The 15399-nt window shown below is 60.3% G+C and carries 12 protein-coding genes; 3 read left to right on the plus strand and 9 right to left on the minus strand.

Annotated features, from left to right (window positions below; genetic code table 11):
- Position 1: 1 nt before the first annotated feature.
- The 5 genes from KGB06_RS09360 to KGB06_RS09380 all read right to left on the minus strand — a co-directional run bounded on the left by KGB06_RS09360 (position 2) and on the right by KGB06_RS09380 (position 6200).
- Positions 2 to 1075: a GlxA family transcriptional regulator gene (locus KGB06_RS09360; RefSeq protein ID WP_223514415.1), complete on the minus strand. Its 1074-nt coding sequence runs from the start codon at positions 1073 to 1075 to the stop codon at positions 2 to 4.
- Positions 1076 to 1097: 22 nt separating this feature from the next.
- Positions 1098 to 2759 carry a choline dehydrogenase gene (locus tag KGB06_RS09365; protein WP_223514417.1) on the minus strand — a complete coding sequence of 554 codons (1662 nt, stop codon included), beginning with the start codon at positions 2757 to 2759 and terminating at the stop codon, positions 1098 to 1100.
- 148 nt (positions 2760 to 2907) lie between these two features.
- Positions 2908 to 4077: an aromatic ring-hydroxylating oxygenase subunit alpha gene (locus tag KGB06_RS09370; RefSeq protein ID WP_223514419.1), complete on the minus strand. Its 1170-nt coding sequence runs from the start codon at positions 4075 to 4077 to the stop codon at positions 2908 to 2910.
- 162 nt (positions 4078 to 4239) lie between these two features.
- Complete coding sequence (locus KGB06_RS09375; protein WP_223514427.1) at positions 4240 to 5421, minus strand: acetyl-CoA C-acyltransferase family protein; 1182 nt, start codon at positions 5419 to 5421, stop codon at positions 4240 to 4242.
- The gene (locus tag KGB06_RS09380; RefSeq protein ID WP_223514428.1) at positions 5421 to 6200 is read right to left on the minus strand and encodes an enoyl-CoA hydratase-related protein; all 780 of its coding nucleotides are present in this window, start codon (positions 6198 to 6200) and stop codon (positions 5421 to 5423) included. Before KGB06_RS09380 ends, KGB06_RS09375 begins: the two co-directional genes overlap by 1 nt.
- A gap of 229 nt (positions 6201 to 6429) precedes the next feature.
- Between KGB06_RS09380 and KGB06_RS09385 the strand changes: the two genes are divergently transcribed.
- From KGB06_RS09385 to KGB06_RS09395, 3 genes are read left to right on the plus strand one after another with little or no spacing between them, the layout of a single operon-like run.
- A complete protein-coding gene (locus tag KGB06_RS09385) occupies positions 6430 to 7536 on the plus strand; it encodes a polyamine ABC transporter substrate-binding protein (RefSeq protein WP_223514430.1) in 1107 nt (368 codons plus the stop codon).
- Positions 7537 to 7567: 31 nt separating this feature from the next.
- The gene (locus KGB06_RS09390) at positions 7568 to 8986 is read left to right on the plus strand and encodes an aminotransferase (protein WP_223514432.1); all 1419 of its coding nucleotides are present in this window, start codon (positions 7568 to 7570) and stop codon (positions 8984 to 8986) included.
- On the plus strand, positions 8983 to 9870 hold the full coding sequence (locus KGB06_RS09395) for a helix-turn-helix transcriptional regulator (RefSeq protein WP_223514434.1): 888 nt from the start codon (positions 8983 to 8985) through the stop codon (positions 9868 to 9870). Before KGB06_RS09390 ends, KGB06_RS09395 begins: the two co-directional genes overlap by 4 nt.
- A 123-nt stretch (positions 9871 to 9993) precedes the next feature.
- Here KGB06_RS09395 and paaZ read toward each other — a convergent pair whose 3' ends face one another.
- The 4 genes from paaZ to KGB06_RS09415 form a co-directional block, all read right to left on the minus strand.
- The gene (paaZ, locus tag KGB06_RS09400; protein ID WP_223514436.1) at positions 9994 to 12048 is read right to left on the minus strand and encodes a phenylacetic acid degradation bifunctional protein PaaZ; all 2055 of its coding nucleotides are present in this window, start codon (positions 12046 to 12048) and stop codon (positions 9994 to 9996) included.
- Between the two features lie 73 nt (positions 12049 to 12121).
- On the minus strand, positions 12122 to 13375 hold the full coding sequence (locus KGB06_RS09405; RefSeq protein WP_223514438.1) for an OprD family porin: 1254 nt from the start codon (positions 13373 to 13375) through the stop codon (positions 12122 to 12124).
- Positions 13376 to 13409: 34 nt separating this feature from the next.
- Positions 13410 to 15056: a cation acetate symporter gene (locus tag KGB06_RS09410; protein WP_223514440.1), complete on the minus strand. Its 1647-nt coding sequence runs from the start codon at positions 15054 to 15056 to the stop codon at positions 13410 to 13412.
- On the minus strand, positions 15053 to 15361 hold the full coding sequence (locus tag KGB06_RS09415) for a DUF485 domain-containing protein (RefSeq protein WP_223514443.1): 309 nt from the start codon (positions 15359 to 15361) through the stop codon (positions 15053 to 15055). The genes KGB06_RS09410 and KGB06_RS09415 overlap by 4 nt, the downstream gene beginning before the upstream one ends.
- Positions 15362 to 15399 lie beyond the last annotated feature (38 nt).

Here is a 15399-nt window from a genome sequence, read left to right on the forward strand (position 1 = left end):
TTCAGTCGGCCTCGACCTGACGATGCGCCTTGCTTAACGGCTGGCGCATCACCGGGGCGGTCCAGACCTGGCTGCGGTCTTCGCTCGGTGGGCAGCCGAAACGGGCGCGATAGGTGCGTGAGAAATGCTCCAGCGAACCGAACCCGGAACACGCCGCCACTTGCGCCACGCTCAAGCGGGTTTGTTGCAACAGGCTGTGTGCCTTGGCCAGGCGCAAAGTGATGTAGTACTTGAGCGGCGACAGCCCGGTCTGATGCTTGAACTGGCGCTCCAGTTGCCGGCGCGAAAGGCCGACCTGGCTGGCAATTGCCTCGCAGTCCAGCGGTTCTTCCAGCGCCTTTTCCATCAACTGCACCGCGCGGCGAATCTTGCTGCCTTGCATCCCGGAGTTAGTCAGACCTCTGTCGAGTTGATTGTCCGCCGGTGCACGCACCTGCCCCATCAGCAGGTGCATGCCGATCTCCCGAGCCAGATCGCTGTCGACGCTTTGCCCGATCCAGCTCAGCAGCATGTCCAGCGTTGTCGTCGCGCCGGCGCAGGTCATGCGCTGGCGTTCCAGGGTGTAGAGCTGTGGCTTGGCGAGCACCCGCGGATAACTTTCCTGAAAACCCTGAAGATTGTCCCAATGCACCGCTGCTTCATAGCCATCGAGCACGCCGGCGGCGGCGAGCAGTTCAGTGCCGGTTTCCACGCCCATCAACACCGCGCCGAACAACGCCTGTTTGCGCAGCCAGCTCTTGAGCGCCAGGTTGCGGCTGTGTTTGTGCACATCGAAACTGGCGATCACCACGCACACATCAAACCCCTGATCGGCGCGCAGGCCGTGGTTCGCCACGGTGATCAAGCCGTTGCTGGCCTGCACCGGTTCGCCGTCCAGCGACAGCAAGGTCCATTCGAAAATCGGCCGTTGGGTCAGCCAATTGGCGATGGCCAAGGGTTCCAGCACAGCGGCCAGGCCGAAATTGGAAAACGATGGCAACAGCAACACCGCGACCCGCAACGGCGCACTGTCACCGCGCCGCCAGGTGAAGCGGGTTTCGGGGTGCTTTGCGCTGTCGGACAGTTGATTGCTCATGAGTGATCTCTGCGTTCAAACATCATCGTTGCCGTGTTTGCCATTGCGGATGAATCCATACCGGCGCGTCCATGGGCGGCAGTGGTTGCAGTCCGCGGATCATATCGCTGGCCTTTTCCGCGATCATCACCGTCGGCGCGTTGGTATTGCCGCTGACGATCACCGGCATGATCGACGCGTCCACCACGCGCAGTCCATCAAGACCGTGCACACGCAATTGCGGGTCGACCACCGCTTGCGGGTCGCCGGCCGGGCCCATCTTGCAGGTGCCGCTGGCATGGTAGCCGGTTTCCGTGACGCGTCTGGCCCAGGCGTCCAGCGCTTCGTCACTTTGCGCGGCGGGGCCGGGGACCAGTTCTTCACCTTTGAACGCGGCCATCGCCGGTTGCCCGATGATCTCGCGCACCAGTCGTGCCCCGGCACGCAAGTCGGCTCGATCCTGCTCGGTTTTCAGGTAATTGAACAGGATGCGCGGCGGCTGTCGAGGGTCGGCGCTGTTCAGGGTCACGCTGCCCAGGCTGGTGGGGCGCATCAGGTCGATGTGCACTTGAAACGCGTGCCCCGGCACCAGATCGACGCTACCGGGTTTGACCGCCAGCGGCATAAAGGTCAGCTGCAAATCGGGGTGTTCGACCCCGGCTCGCGAGCGGATGAAAGCGCCGGCCTCGAAATGGTTACTCGCCGCCAGCCCGTCATGGGTGACAAACCAGCGCGCGCCGATCCACCACTTGCCCGGCGCGGTAGTCCACGGATAAAGCGATACCGGCCGCTTGCACAGGTACTGCACGACCGTGTCAGGGTGGTCGTTGAGTCGTTTGCCGACACCGGACAGGTCATGCTTCACGGTGATTCCGAGGTCGCGCAATTCAGCCGCAGGGCCGATGCCCGACAGCAACAACAACTGTGGCGAATTGATCGCGCCAGCCGTCAGCACGACTTCGCGCCGGGCGCGGGCGTGATGAGTCTTACCGCTCTGTTCGTACTCAACCCCGATGGCGCGTTTACCATCGAACAAAATGCGCAATGCCAGCGCGTCAGTGACTACCCGCACATTGCCGCGCGCCAGAGCCTCGCTCAGATAACCCCGCGATGTGCTCCAGCGTCGTCCGTTGCGCGTGGTGCGATCCACCGGCCCGAAGGCCTCCTGACGATAGCCATTCAAATCGTTGCTCAGGCCATACCCGGCTTCGGCGCCCGCCGCGAGAAACGCCGCACACAACGGCGTTTCGGTATCGCCCGGCGTAACGTGCAGATGCCCCGACGCCCCTCGGTAATCGTCTGCACCGTCGGCATGGGTTTGCGCGCGTTTGAAGTACGGCAGCACCTGCTGATAGCTCCAACCATCACAACCTTGTTCGGCCCAACCGTCGTAATCCCGGGCATGGCCACGGATGTACACCATGCCGTTGATCGACGATGAACCGCCCAGCGTCCGGCCCCTGGGCGTTCCGATCTGGCGACCGTCCAGATACGGTTCTGGTTGCGAAGTGTAGCTCCAGTTGTAGCGCGTTCCGCCGACCACAATACCGACGGCCGAGGGCATGTCGATGGTCCAGCTTTTGTCCGCCGGGCCGGCTTCAAGCAGCAGAATCCGCACGCTCGGGTCTTCGCCCAGGCGGTTGGCCAACACGCAGCCCGCAGACCCGGCGCCCACAATCAGGTAGTCAAACGCATGATCGGCCATGGTTCGCTGTACTCCATAAATGAAAGATCGCCCCACAAAACCTGTAGGAGTGAGCCTGCTCGCGATAGCGGTGTATCAGGCAGCACACCTGTCGACTGATTCACCGCTATCGCGAGCAGGCTCACTCCTACAGGGGTGCGATGTTGGCTCAGACGGCGGACGGCCCATGTATGCCGTTGAACACCAGCCGATGGAAGTGATGCACCAGGTGTTCACTCTCATTACTGCGCTGGGCATCGATCATGTATCGGCCCTGGTCGTAGCCCAGCGAATGCAGGCCTTTTTGCACCGAGATGTTCAGCGCGATGTCTTCTGGTCCCAGGTCCTCGTTCATCCATTTCATGCAGGATTCGCTGACCGCAGCAGTTTGTGCATTGTTGGTGTAGTAGCCAAAACGCAGCAGCGAGCGCTCGGCGTCCAGCGGGATCATGATGAACGAGCCCAGAAACTCCGAGAACGGGAAGGTGTAAAAGGTGTTGTTCGGCCACATGCCGATGTTGAAAAAGCATTCATCCGGGTTGACGTCGGGTTTTAACGGCACGCCATAAGCTTCGGTCACCGAGAGGTTGGCCGGGGCGATGTAAGTCCACCAGTTATCGCGTTTGGTCAACTGATAGCCTTTGAAGTCGATCAACTTCGCCAGGTCGATGTGGCACGGCCCGGACAGCTTGAAGTGATAACCCTCGATGGAGTTGTCCATGATCACCTTCCAGTTGGCCGGCACGATCACGTTCTGCTCCTCTATCAGGCGCATGTTGGCAAGGTCCGGAAACACCCGGTGCATTTCCTCATTGGCGCCGGGGAACAGATCACGCAACGACGGTGCCGTCGGGTCGAGGTTGAAGTAAATGAAACCGCCCATTTCTTCAGTGCGGATCTGCGGGATGTTGAACTGCTGCAACTCGAAGTTTTTCATCTTTTCGCAACGCGGTGCGCTGCGCAGGCTGCCGTCCATTTCGTAGCACCACGAGTGATAGGCGCAGCGCACCACGCCGCCGGTGGTGCCGCGACGTTCTTCGAGCAAGCGATTGCCACGGTGCTGGCAAACGTTGTGGAACGCGTGGATCTGCCCCTGACGGTTCTTCGCCACCACCACACTTTGATCAAACAGGTCCGTCACCACGTACTGGCCCGGTTCGGCGAATTCACTCACGTGCCCGGCGACGTGCCAGGCGTGCATGAAAATGTTGTCGCGCTCGGCCTTGAACAAGGTCTCGTCGTAAAAATAACGCGAGGGCAGGGTGAAGGCTTCTTCCGGGTCCTGATGATCCCAACCCTCGACGGGGCTTTGCTGTTTGCGGGCTTGGAAGTTTTGCATGGGGCGATCTCCACAGGGGCTGGCCGCACGGCACGGCAACTGGCTCTGGGAGTTAATCTAGGGCGCGAGGAAGGGGCGGTATTGATGGATTGCGACCAGTTGATGAAGGAAATCATCAAGCGGCTGCGATGCCCGGCATTGCACCGGGCATCGCGTTGACACTTAAGCGCGTTCGAAAATCGCTGCAATACCCTGACCACCACCGATGCACATGGTCACCAGCGCATAACGGCCGTTGGTGCGATGCAGTTCGTGGATGGCTTTGGTGGCGATGATCGCGCCAGTCGCACCGACCGGGTGACCGAGGGAGATACCCGAACCATTCGGGTTGACCTTGGCCGGGTCGAGGTCGAGTTCCTGGCTGACCGCACAGGCCTGGGCGGCGAAGGCGATGTTGGCTTCGATCACGTCCATGTCGGCGACGGTCAGGCCAGCACGCTTGAGTGCCAGGCGTGTGGCAGGAATCGGGCCGAGCCCCATCAGTTCCGGTTCAACACCGGCGTGGGCGTAGCTGACCAGACGGGCCATCGGGCGCAGGTTGTTGGCTTGCACGGCGGCGCCGGTGGCCATGACCAGCGCTGCGGCGCCGTCGTTCAGGCCGGATGCGTTGCCGGCAGTTACCGTGCCGTCTTTCTTGAACGCTGGCTTCATGCCCGCCAGTTGTTCCAGGGAGGTAGCGCGAGGATGTTCGTCGACGCTGAACAGCTTGGTTTCCTTGCGATCACGGATTTCTACCCCGACGATTTGCTCGCTGAAGTAGCCATTGGCAATCGCGAACGCGGCGCGCTTCTGATCTTCCAGGGCCAGCGCGTCTTGCATCTCACGGGTGATACCGTTGCGTGCGGCGACGTTCTCGGCGGTGATGCCCATGTGGATGCCATGGAACGGGTCATGCAGGATGCCCAGCATGTAGTCGATGGCCTGGACGTTGCCCATACGCGCACCCCAACGGGCGGCAGGCATCAGGTACGGGCCACTGCTCATGGATTCGGCGCCCGCACCGATGGCGATGTCGGCATCGCCCAGCATCAGCGTCTGCGCGGCATTGATGATCGCTTGCAGGCCGGAACCGCACAGGCGGTTGACGTTGTAGGCCGGGGTTTCTTTCGGGATGCCGGCGTTCATCGCGGCGACCCGGGAGATGTACGCATCGCGGGTTTCGGTCGGGATCACGCTGCCCATCACCAGATGGCCAACTTGCGCCGGGTCTACGCCGGAGCGTTGCAGGGCGGCCTTGACAGCCGTGGTCGCCAGGTCGACCAGCGGAACGTCTTTGAGCGAACCACCAAAGGTGCCAATGGCGGTACGTGCGGCGCTGACAACAAAAATATCCGGGGTGTTCATTACGGCTTTCCTCTTGGTGAATGCTTTTCTGTACTGCGAATAAGGAGGGCGGTCAACGCTGTTTGCGCTTCAGGTGTTTTGAGGCGCTCGATGAACAACAGGTTTTCCTGACGAATAGTGGCTTTTAACTCCGGCAACGCCGCCTGTTTGAGCAACTGCCGGGTCTGACGCACGGAATCCTGCGGCAATGCCAACAGCCGTCGAGCCAAGTGCTGTGCGGCGTCGAGGCATTGTTGCCCGTCGTCGAACAGTTCGTTGGCCAGTCCGCACGCAACCGCCGCGGCGCCGTCGAGGCTGTCGCCCCACAGCAGCAGACGTGCGGCGCGGGCGTGGCCGAGCAGGCGCGGTAACAACAGGCTCGCACCGAATTCCGGGCACAGGCCCAGGTTCACAAATGGCACGCGCAGCTTGGCGTTTTGCGTCACCAGCACCTGATCGCAATGCAGCAGCAGCGTAGTGCCAATGCCGATGGCTGCTCCGCACACGGCGGCGATCAACGGTGTTTGCAGGTGAATGACGACGTTCATCAGACGAAACGCAGGGCTGTCCAGATGCGTCGGCGGATGCTCGAGAAAATCTGCCAGATCATTGCCACTGGTGAAACAAGTGGTGCCGCCCGTGAGTACGATCACGCCGATACTGGCGTCTTCGTCCGCGGCCAGCAGCAGATCAGCCAACTGCGTATACAGGCTGTTATTCAGCGCATTGAGCTTGTCGGGGCGATCAAGCGTGAGCGTCAAAACGCCTTCGTTTCGATTTTGTTTGATCAGCTCGCTCATGGAATGCCCCGCCTGTTTTTGTCCGGCAGCCACTCTAAGCGCCCGGCCGGCTTGGGAGCTATGACAAAACGAGTCAACGAAACTGCTGCTTTTTGCCATGTTTTGCCGCAGCACTGGCCGCGAAATGGCTCACACACCCATTCGGGGTATGGTGCCGTTGGCCCAATCGCTCAATAGTGGGGGCAACCGGTCATCCAGAACCGACTTCGCTTGATAAGGTGAATTTGCTATGCGCAAGGCCCTCATGGTGATTTCCAGTCTGTTGCTTGTTCCGCTGACACTGAATGCTCAAGCCGCCACCGACGTGAGCGACAGTAATACGCTGCGGCTTTATAACTGGGCGGACTATATCGGCGAAAAAACCCTTGCCGACTTTGAGAAAGCCTCCGGTATCAAGGTGATTTACGACACCTTTGATGCTTACGAAACTGTCCAGGCGAAGTTGCTGACCGGGCACTCCGGTTACGATCTGGTGGTGTTGAATGCCTCACTTGCGCCACCGTTGATCAAAGCCAAAGTGTTCCAGCCGCTGGACAAGAAGTTGCTGCCGGGCTGGACCAATCTGGATCCGAAAGTCTTGCAGGACTTGCAGGGCTTTGATGCCGGAACCCTGTACTCCGCGCCTTACACCTGGGGCAGCAACGGCATCACCTACAACGTCGACAAGATCAAGGAGCGCATGCCGGACGCGCCGATTGGCTCGCTGGCGATGATTTTCGACCCGAAAATCGTCTCGCGTTTCGCCGATTGCGGCGTAACCCTGGTCGATGCGCCCACCGAAGTCATTCCACTGGCCTTGAAGTACCTGGGACGAGACCCGCGAAGTGCTTCGCCTGAAGACTTGAAAGCCGCGCAGGACTTGTTGCTGTCCGTTCGGCCGTACATTAAAAAATTCGACTCGGTCAATTACCTGACCAGCCTGCCCAATGGCGATGTGTGCATGGCCATGACCTGGTCGGGCGATTACGCCACCGCCATGGCCCGCGCCGAAGAAGCCAAGTTGAAAATCAAACTGGCCTATTTCATTCCCAAGGAAGGTTCGCTGATCTGGTTCGACAACATGTACATCCCCGCCGATGCGCCGCACGTGGCCAACGCGCACAAATTCCTTGAGTACTTGATGCAGCCACAAGTGATGGCCGACGTGACCGACTACATCCATTACGCCAACAGCAATGCAGCGGCCACGCCGTTGTTGAATGCCGATGTGCGCAGCAATCCGGCGATTTACCCCGATGACGAAACCCGCCAGCGGCTGTTTCCGCAAAAGACTCAGGACGCGAAGGAGATGCGCGCCATCACTCGCGTCTGGAGCACGGTGAAGAGCGGGATCTGATCGTTTAACCCCTTCGGTTTGAGGTTTTTGTATGGCTACTCCAACGTTGAAAGTACTGCCAGCGGTTGATGATGCCCGTTTGATCAAGGCCGACAAGGCCCACTACATGCACGGCTATCACATGTTCGACGAGCACGCCGAACAGGGCGCGCTGAACATTGTGGCCGGTGACGGCGCCTACATTTACGACGCTCAGGGCAATCGTTTTCTCGATGCGGTCGGCGGCATGTGGTGCACCAACATCGGCTTGGGCCGCGAAGAAATGGCGCTGGCGATTGCCGATCAGGTGCGCCAGTTGGCTTATTCGAATCCGTTTTCCGACATGTCCAACAACGTCGCCATCCAGTTGTGCGAAAAGCTCGCCAGCCTGGCCCCCGGCGATCTCGATCACGTGTTCCTGACCACCGGCGGCTCGACCGCCGTGGACACTGCGTACCGACTGATTCAGTACTACCAGAACTGCCGTGGCAAACCGGAAAAGAAGCACGTCATCGCCCGTTTTAATGCGTACCACGGCTCCACCACCCTGACGATGTCGATCGGCAACAAGGCCGCCGACCGCGTGCCGGAATTCGATTACGCCAACGACAGGATTCACCACGTCTCCAACCCCAATCCGTACCGGGCACCGGACGGAATGGACGAGGCACAGTTTCTCGAGTTTCTGGTCCAGGAGTTCGAAGACAAGATCCTGGCCATCGGCGCGGACAAGGTCGCGGGCTTCTTTGCCGAGCCGATCATGGGCTCCGGTGGGGTGATTGTTCCGCCCAAGGGTTACCTGAAACGCATGTGGGAAGTCTGCCAGCGCTACGACATTCTGTTTGTCGCCGATGAGGTGGTGACCTCGTTTGGTCGTCTGGGCAAGTTCTTCGCTTCTTATGATCTGTTTGATGTGCAGCCCGACATCATTACCACGGCCAAAGGCCTGACTTCCGCTTATCTGCCATTGGGCGCGTGCATCTTTTCCGACCGTATCTGGAAAGTCATCGCCGAGCCGGGCAAGGGCCGCTGCTTTACCCACGGTTTCACCTACAGCGGCCACCCGGTGTGTTGCACGGCGGCGCTGAAAAACATCGAGATCATCGAGCGCGAAAAGCTGCTGGAGCATGTCGACGTGGTCGGCGCTTATCTGGAAGAGCGGCTGGCGACCCTCAGCGACCTGCCGCTGGTGGGCGATGTGCGCTGCCAGAAGTTCATGGCGTGTGTGGAGTTCGTGGCCGACAAACGCACCAAGGCGTTGTTCGCCGATGAGGTCAACATTGGCGAGATGATTCACTCTCGGGCCCAGGCCCGAGGTTTGCTGGTGCGGCCGATCATGCACCTCAACGTCATGTCGCCGCCGCTGATCCTGACATGCGCCCAGGTCGACGAAATCGTCGAGATCCTGCGGGTGTGCATTCTTGAAGTGGCGGCCGAGCTTGAGAAAAGCGGTCAGTACTTTGGGCAATGAGTTCGGTCAATCGGCGGTTACCCGGCGTCGGTTCTCCCGCTAGACTGCGGGGCATGAGCAAACCCAACGACGATACGTTGATCGCATTGCCCTTCGGAGCCTTGCATAAATGGCACGGCGACATGCGCGAAGCATTCGCCCATGCCGACGCGCCTGATGCGCTGCAATACCTGGCGTCGGCGTTCGGGCATCTGGTGTCCATCGAGTCGGTGATGATCAGCCTCGAACACAAGGACCGTGCGCCGCAGTTGCTGTACCAGCGCGGTATACCGGAGGAGTATCGGGACTCGATCATCGACCGCTATTTTTCCGGTGGCTACTTGCTTGACCCGTTTTGCCTGGCGGTGGAGCAGGGGTTGGCCGAAGGGTTTTATCACCTGGAGGAAATCGCCCCGGACAACTTCTTCGACAGCGAGTACTACAAGACTTATTACTTGAAGGCCGGGTGTTCGGAAGACAGTTTTTACCTGATCGATACCGGCCATGACAGCCAGGTGTCGGTGAGCCTGTTTCAGGGGTTTGGCGGGGAAAGCCTGCGGGCGGAACAACTGAACCTGTTGCGCGCGGTTGAGCCATTGGTTCGGGAGTTCATCAGCGAGTTTGGCCGTCGCGGCCTGGTACATAGCGCAGTCATTGAAAGTGACGATCTGAAGCAACGCGTGCAGTCCGCTTTCGAAAATTTTGGCTGCGACGTGCTGACCGAGCGCGAGCGGGAAGTGGCGCACATGGTGCTCAGGGGGCATTCCGTGAAGTCCACCGCCAGCCAGATGAGCATCTCGCCGGAGACGGTGCGCATGCACCGCAAAAATCTGTATTTGAAGCTGGAAGTCGGGTCGCAATCGGAACTGTTTGCGCTGTTTATCGAGTGGTTGCGCCAGCACTGATCACAAATTTACAGCCACCCCAAACCCCCTGTGGGAGCGAGCCTGCTCGCGATAGCATCACCTCGGTCTTCCAGTTGCACCGAGGTGTTTGCATCGCGAGCAGGCTCACTCCTACAGGATCGCTTAGTCCTCGCGTTTAACGACCAGGGTCAGAATGTCGTAACTGGCCACCAGTTCCCCCAGTTGGTTAGTGACTTCCACATCCCACGCCACCACCCCTTGCGGAATGCCTTGCGGGCTCTTCTTCCCTTGGTCGATTTTGCGTTTGCACGTCAAACGCGCCTGAATCGTGTCGCCAATCCCCACTGGATTAATAAAGCGCAACGTATCCAGACCATAGTTGGCCAGCACCGGTCCCGGCGCAGGCGACACAAACAAACCGGCCGCTGCCGACAGCACGAAGTAACCGTGGGCAATACGTTTGCCGAATTGCGATTCCTTGGCGGCGATGTCGTCGAAGTGCATGTAGAAGTGATCGCCGGACAGGCAACCGAAGTTCACCAGATCGGCTTCGGTCACGGTGCGACGGTGCGTCAGCAGCGATTCACCGATTTGCAAGTCCTGGAAGAACCGGCGGAACGGATGCACTTCGGTTTCGATGACCTTGGCGCCACGCACATATTCACCGGTCACCGCCGCCAGCATGGTCGGCGAGCCTTGTACCGCCGCGCGTTGCAGGTAGTGTTTCACCGCGCGCAGACCGCCGAGTTCTTCACCGCCGCCGGCACGACCCGGGCCGCCGTGTTTGAGTTGCGGCAATGGCGAGCCATGGCCGGTGGATTCGGCAGCGGACTCGCGATCCAGCACCAGCAAACGGCCGTGCCAGGCCGCTGCCACCGGGATCGCTTTGGCGGCGATCTGTGGATCCTTGGTGATCAAGCTCGCCACCAGGCTGCCTTTGCCGCGAGCGGCCAGAGCCAGTGCTTCGTCCAGATCGTCGTAGGCCATCAGGGTGCTGACCGGGCCGAACGCTTCGATGTCGTGTGCGCCACCTTCGGCATGCGGGTCGCGGGCTTGCAACAGGGTCGGCGCAAAGAACGCGCCTTGGCTGACGTTTTCACCACGCGGCTCGAAACCATCGCGAGCACCGAACAGCATGTCGCTGCTCTGCAATAAGCTTTCCAGACGCTCGGCGACGTCTTTTTGCTGGTCGTGGGAAGCCAGGGCACCCATGCGCACGCCTTCCACCGACGGGTCGCCGACCACGACTTTCTTCAGGCGATCACTCAGGCGGGTAGCGACCGCGTCGATGTGTTTGGCCGGCACAATGGCGCGGCGGATGGCGGTGCATTTCTGCCCGGCCTTGGTGGTCATCTCGCGGGCGACTTCCTTGATGAACAGCTCGAACTCTTCGTCATCCGGGGTCACGTCCGGGGCGAGGATCGCGCAGTTCAGCGAGTCGGCTTCGGCGTTGAACGGCACCGAGTTGCGGATCAGGTTCGGGTTGACCCGCAGTTTGGCGGCAGTGTCGGCGGAGCCGGTGAAGGTCACCACGTCCTGGCCTTGCAGACGGTCGAGCAAGTCACCGGTGCTGCCGATGATCAGCTGCAAGCTGCCCGCTGGCAGCAAGCCGGATTCATCCATCAGGCGCACCACGGCTTCGGTCAGGTAGCTGGTGGCGCTGGCCGGTTTGACGATGCACGGCATGCCGGCGAGGAAGCTCGGTGCAAACTTTTCCAACATGCCCCAGATCGGGAAGTTGAAGGCGTTGATGTGCACGGCCAGGCCGCCGCGTGGCACCAGAATGTGCGTGCCGGCGAAGGTGCCGAGTTTGCTCAGCTGCATCGCCGGCCCTTCGTGGACGATGTTGCCCGACGGCAATTCCCTCGAACCGAGGCTGGCGTAGGTGAACAGGGTGCTGTTACCGCCTTCGATATCGATCCAGCTGTCGGCACGGGTCGCGCCGCTGTGGTGGGAGATCGCGTAGAGCTGTTCCTTGCGCTCGCTCAGGTACAAGGCCAGTGCCTTGAGACGCTGGGCGCGTTGCTGGAAGTCCAGCGCCATCAAGCCACTGATGCCTTGACGGCGACCGTGCTCGACGGCTTCGGCGAAGTCCGGACGCTCTTCGTGGGTACGCGCAATTTCATGGCCGTCGATGGCGCTGCGCAGCACTTGGGCACCTTGTTGGCCGATCCAGCGACCGGCGATGAAACTTTGCAGGGTAGGGGCGTGAGGCATCACGATTGCTCCGCATGTTGTGAAAGTTGGGTATGAAAAAAGTGGGTGCGGCCGCAACCGCACGAGTCATGGGTTACCAAAGCGCCAAGGTGTAACCGACAATCAGCCGATTCTCATCGAGGTCGGTGGTCAAGCCATTGCCGGAGCGGAAGGTCACGTTGCGCCAGCGAAAGTTGACGTTTTTGAGTACGCCGCTCTGGATGACGTAACTGATATCGGTGTCGCGTTCCCATTCGCGGCCGTTGTCGACGTTGCCGGCTTTGACGTGGTCGCCATCGGTGTAGCGGGTCATGAAGGTCAGGCCGGGAACGCCCAGGGCCACGAAGTCATAGTCGTAACGCAGCTGCCAGGAATCTTCATCGGCGCGGGTGAAGGTGTTGAAGGTCACCAGGTTGACCACGTACGGATCGCCGCCGTTGAGGAATGGAAAGGCGCTGTCGCCGGACAACTGCTGGTACGCGGCACTGACCTTGTGGGCGCCATGGGACACGCTGAACATGCTGTTGAAGTTACGGTTGTCGATACGCCCGGCACGCTCGGCGCCATCGCCGCGGCTGTCGAAGTAGCGGATGTCGCTGCGCAGGTTGAAACCGTTGCCCAGGGGCAGGGTATGCACCAGTCCGGCGAATTGCTGGCGATAAATCTGATCGAGCTCGCCGTAGTAATAGCTCAGGCTCAGTTGCGGGTTGAAGGCGTAGCTGCCACCGGCGAAGTTGAAGTAATCACTGCTGGCGGCAAGGTAGCCGACGTCCTGGTTGTTGGAAGAGTCCCGCAGATTGACCTTGGTCAGGCGCCCGGTATTGACGGTCAGGCCGTTGATTTCCTGACTGGTCAGCAAGCCGCCGGCAAAGGTCGAACTCAGCAGGCGGGTGTCGTTGTAAGTCACTACGGGCAGCAAGGGTTGCAGGGTGCCGAGCTTCAACACGCTTTTGGATACACGCAGCTTGCCGGTCAGCCCCAATTCGCTGTACTCGTCCGCAGGTTCATGGCTGGTCGGCCCAAAGGGCAGCAGCCCGGTGCCACGGCTATCCGGGCTGGAGTCGAGTTTCAACCCCAGCTCCCCGAGCGCATCCAGACCGAAGCCGAAGGTCCCGTCGGTATATCCGGACTCGATGCGCGCCGTGAAGCCTTGCGCCCATTCCTCGGCCTTGGATTGCGGCGCGTTGACCTGGCGGAAATCGCGATTGATGTAGTAGTTGCGCATTTCAATACGGGCCTTGCTGTCGTCGACGAAGTCAGCCATGGCGCTTGGGGCAACCATGGGCAGACTCAATGCGGCGACTATCGAAAACAGTGATTCACAGGATGCTGTACGCGCGGGCTTCATTATTTTTGTTCCCTGACATCAGATCGATCGTTAATTAGTGCTTGCTGGCGCCAGAGGCACCGATGCCGGTCATGGAACGGATGAACTGCGCCAGATAACGGCCGCGCTCAAGGGCCGCACGGGGTGAGGTGTCGGTGACGGAAAACACCCAGGCGCTTACAAACGCCAGGCTCATGGAGAACAGCGCCGGGTTGGAGTAAGGGAACAGGGCCTTGTCGTGATGCAACACGTTGACCCACACCGCCGGGCTCAGCACCAGCAGGACAATCGCCGAGATCAACCCCGTCAGGCTGCCGGTCACCGCGCCACGGGTGGTCAGGCCTTTCCAGTACATCGAGAGGAACAGCACCGGGAAATTCACCGACGCGGCGATGGCCAGCACCAGGCCGGAGAGGAAGGCAATGTTCTGCGATTCGAACAACAGGCCGAGGATGATTGCCAGGACGCCGATGCACAGCGTGGCGATTCGCGAGACGCGGATTTCCTGCTGCTCTGTGGCCTGACCTTTGCGCATCACACAGGCATACAAGTCATGGGATACCGCCGAAGCGCCGGACAATGCCAATCCCGCAACTACCGCCAGAATGGTGGCGAAGGCGACCGCCGAGATGAAGCCGAGGAACAGGTTGCCACCCACGGCCTGAGCCAGGTGCACGGCAATCATGTTGCCGCCGCCGATGATCGCACCGCTGGCATCGCGGAATGCTGGATCGGTGCCGACCATGACGATCGCGCCGAAGCCGACGATGATCAGCAGCAAGTAGAAGTAGCCGATAAAACCTGTGGCGTAGAACACGCTTTTGCGCGCTTCCTTGGCATCGCTGACGGTGAAGAAACGCATCAGGATATGCGGCAGACCGGCGGTGCCGAACATCATGCCCAGTCCCAGCGAGATCGCATCGATGGGGTTCGACAATAAGCCGCCGGGGGCCATGATTGCATTGCCCTTGGCGTGCACCGCGGTGGCGCCGGCGAACATCGCTTCAGTGCTGAAACCGAAGTGCTTGAGCACCATGAAGGCCATGAACGTGGTGCCGAACAGCAGCATGACGGCCTTGATGATCTGTACCCACGTGGTGGCGAGCATGCCGCCGAAGGTGACGTAAAACACCATCAACACGCCCACCAGCATCACCGCGTAGAGGTAATCGATGCCGAACAGCAGCTCGATCAGCTTGCCGGCACCGACCATCTGCGCCACCAGGTACATCAGGGCCACGGTCAGGGTGCCGAAGGCCGAGGTCAGGCGCACCGGGGTTTGTTCCAGGCGATAGGAGACCACGTCGGCGAAGGTGTATTTGCCCAGATTGCGCAAGCGTTCGGCAATCAAAAACAGAATGATCGGCCAGCCCGCCAACACGCCCAGTGCGTACAGCAAACCGTCATAGCCATTGAGGAACATCATCGCGGAGATGCCGAGGAAGGACGCCGCGGAAATCATGTCGCCGGCAATCGCCAGGCCGTTCTGGAAACCGGTCATGCCACCGCCCGCGGTATAAAAATCGCTGGCGGAACGGGTGCGCAACGCGGCCCAGCGCGTCACGCCGAGGGTGAACAGCACAAACACCAGGAACATGCCGATCGCGTTCCAGTTCAGCGGACGGGACGCGCCGTCGGCCGCTGCCGCAAAGTCAGCGACAAAGGCCAGTGGCAGCAGGAATAACGCGTGAAGACGGCTCATCGGGCGCACTCCTGTTTCAGTTTTTCGTTGAGCGGATCGATCACGTTGTTGGCGCGATAGACGTAGAAACCGGTCAGTGCGAAGGCCAGCGCCACAATCACCACACCCACCAGCATGCCCACGGTGGTCACGCCGCCGCTCAGGGATTGGCCGAGGGTGGCGGGGGAAAACGCCACCAGCAAAACGAAGCCGAAATAGATCACCAGCATGATCAGCGACAGCGACCAATACAGGTTCTGTTTGCGGCGTACCAACTGGATGAAATCCGGGTTCTGGCGGATGAGTTCTACGTCTTGGGGGCTCATGGTGGCGTCCTTTGTTGTTTTTGTTGTGAGGTGGAACG

The sequence above is a fragment of the Pseudomonas sp. GL-B-19 genome, assembly GCF_019956415.1.
GTDB lineage: Bacteria > Pseudomonadota > Gammaproteobacteria > Pseudomonadales > Pseudomonadaceae > Aquipseudomonas.

Bases quoted from the DNA above. Each gene is read 5' to 3' on its own strand.
- KGB06_RS09360 (WP_223514415.1), bottom strand. From the start codon at position 1,075: ATGAGCAATCAACTGTCCGACAGCGCAAAGCACCCCGAAACCCGCTTC.
- KGB06_RS09365 (WP_223514417.1), bottom strand. From the start codon at position 2,759: ATGGCCGATCATGCGTTTGACTACCTGATTGTGGGCGCCGGGTCTGCG.
- KGB06_RS09370 (WP_223514419.1), bottom strand. From the start codon at position 4,077: ATGCAAAACTTCCAAGCCCGCAAACAGCAAAGCCCCGTCGAGGGTTGG.
- KGB06_RS09375 (WP_223514427.1), bottom strand. From the start codon at position 5,421: ATGAACACCCCGGATATTTTTGTTGTCAGCGCCGCACGTACCGCCATT.
- KGB06_RS09380 (WP_223514428.1), bottom strand. From the start codon at position 6,200: ATGAGCGAGCTGATCAAACAAAATCGAAACGAAGGCGTTTTGACGCTC.
- KGB06_RS09385 (WP_223514430.1), top strand. From the start codon at position 6,430: ATGCGCAAGGCCCTCATGGTGATTTCCAGTCTGTTGCTTGTTCCGCTG.
- KGB06_RS09390 (WP_223514432.1), top strand. From the start codon at position 7,568: ATGGCTACTCCAACGTTGAAAGTACTGCCAGCGGTTGATGATGCCCGT.
- KGB06_RS09395 (WP_223514434.1), top strand. From the start codon at position 8,983: ATGAGTTCGGTCAATCGGCGGTTACCCGGCGTCGGTTCTCCCGCTAGA.
- paaZ (WP_223514436.1), bottom strand. From the start codon at position 12,048: ATGCCTCACGCCCCTACCCTGCAAAGTTTCATCGCCGGTCGCTGGATC.
- KGB06_RS09405 (WP_223514438.1), bottom strand. From the start codon at position 13,375: ATGAAGCCCGCGCGTACAGCATCCTGTGAATCACTGTTTTCGATAGTC.
- KGB06_RS09410 (WP_223514440.1), bottom strand. From the start codon at position 15,056: ATGAGCCGTCTTCACGCGTTATTCCTGCTGCCACTGGCCTTTGTCGCT.
- KGB06_RS09415 (WP_223514443.1), bottom strand. From the start codon at position 15,361: ATGAGCCCCCAAGACGTAGAACTCATCCGCCAGAACCCGGATTTCATC.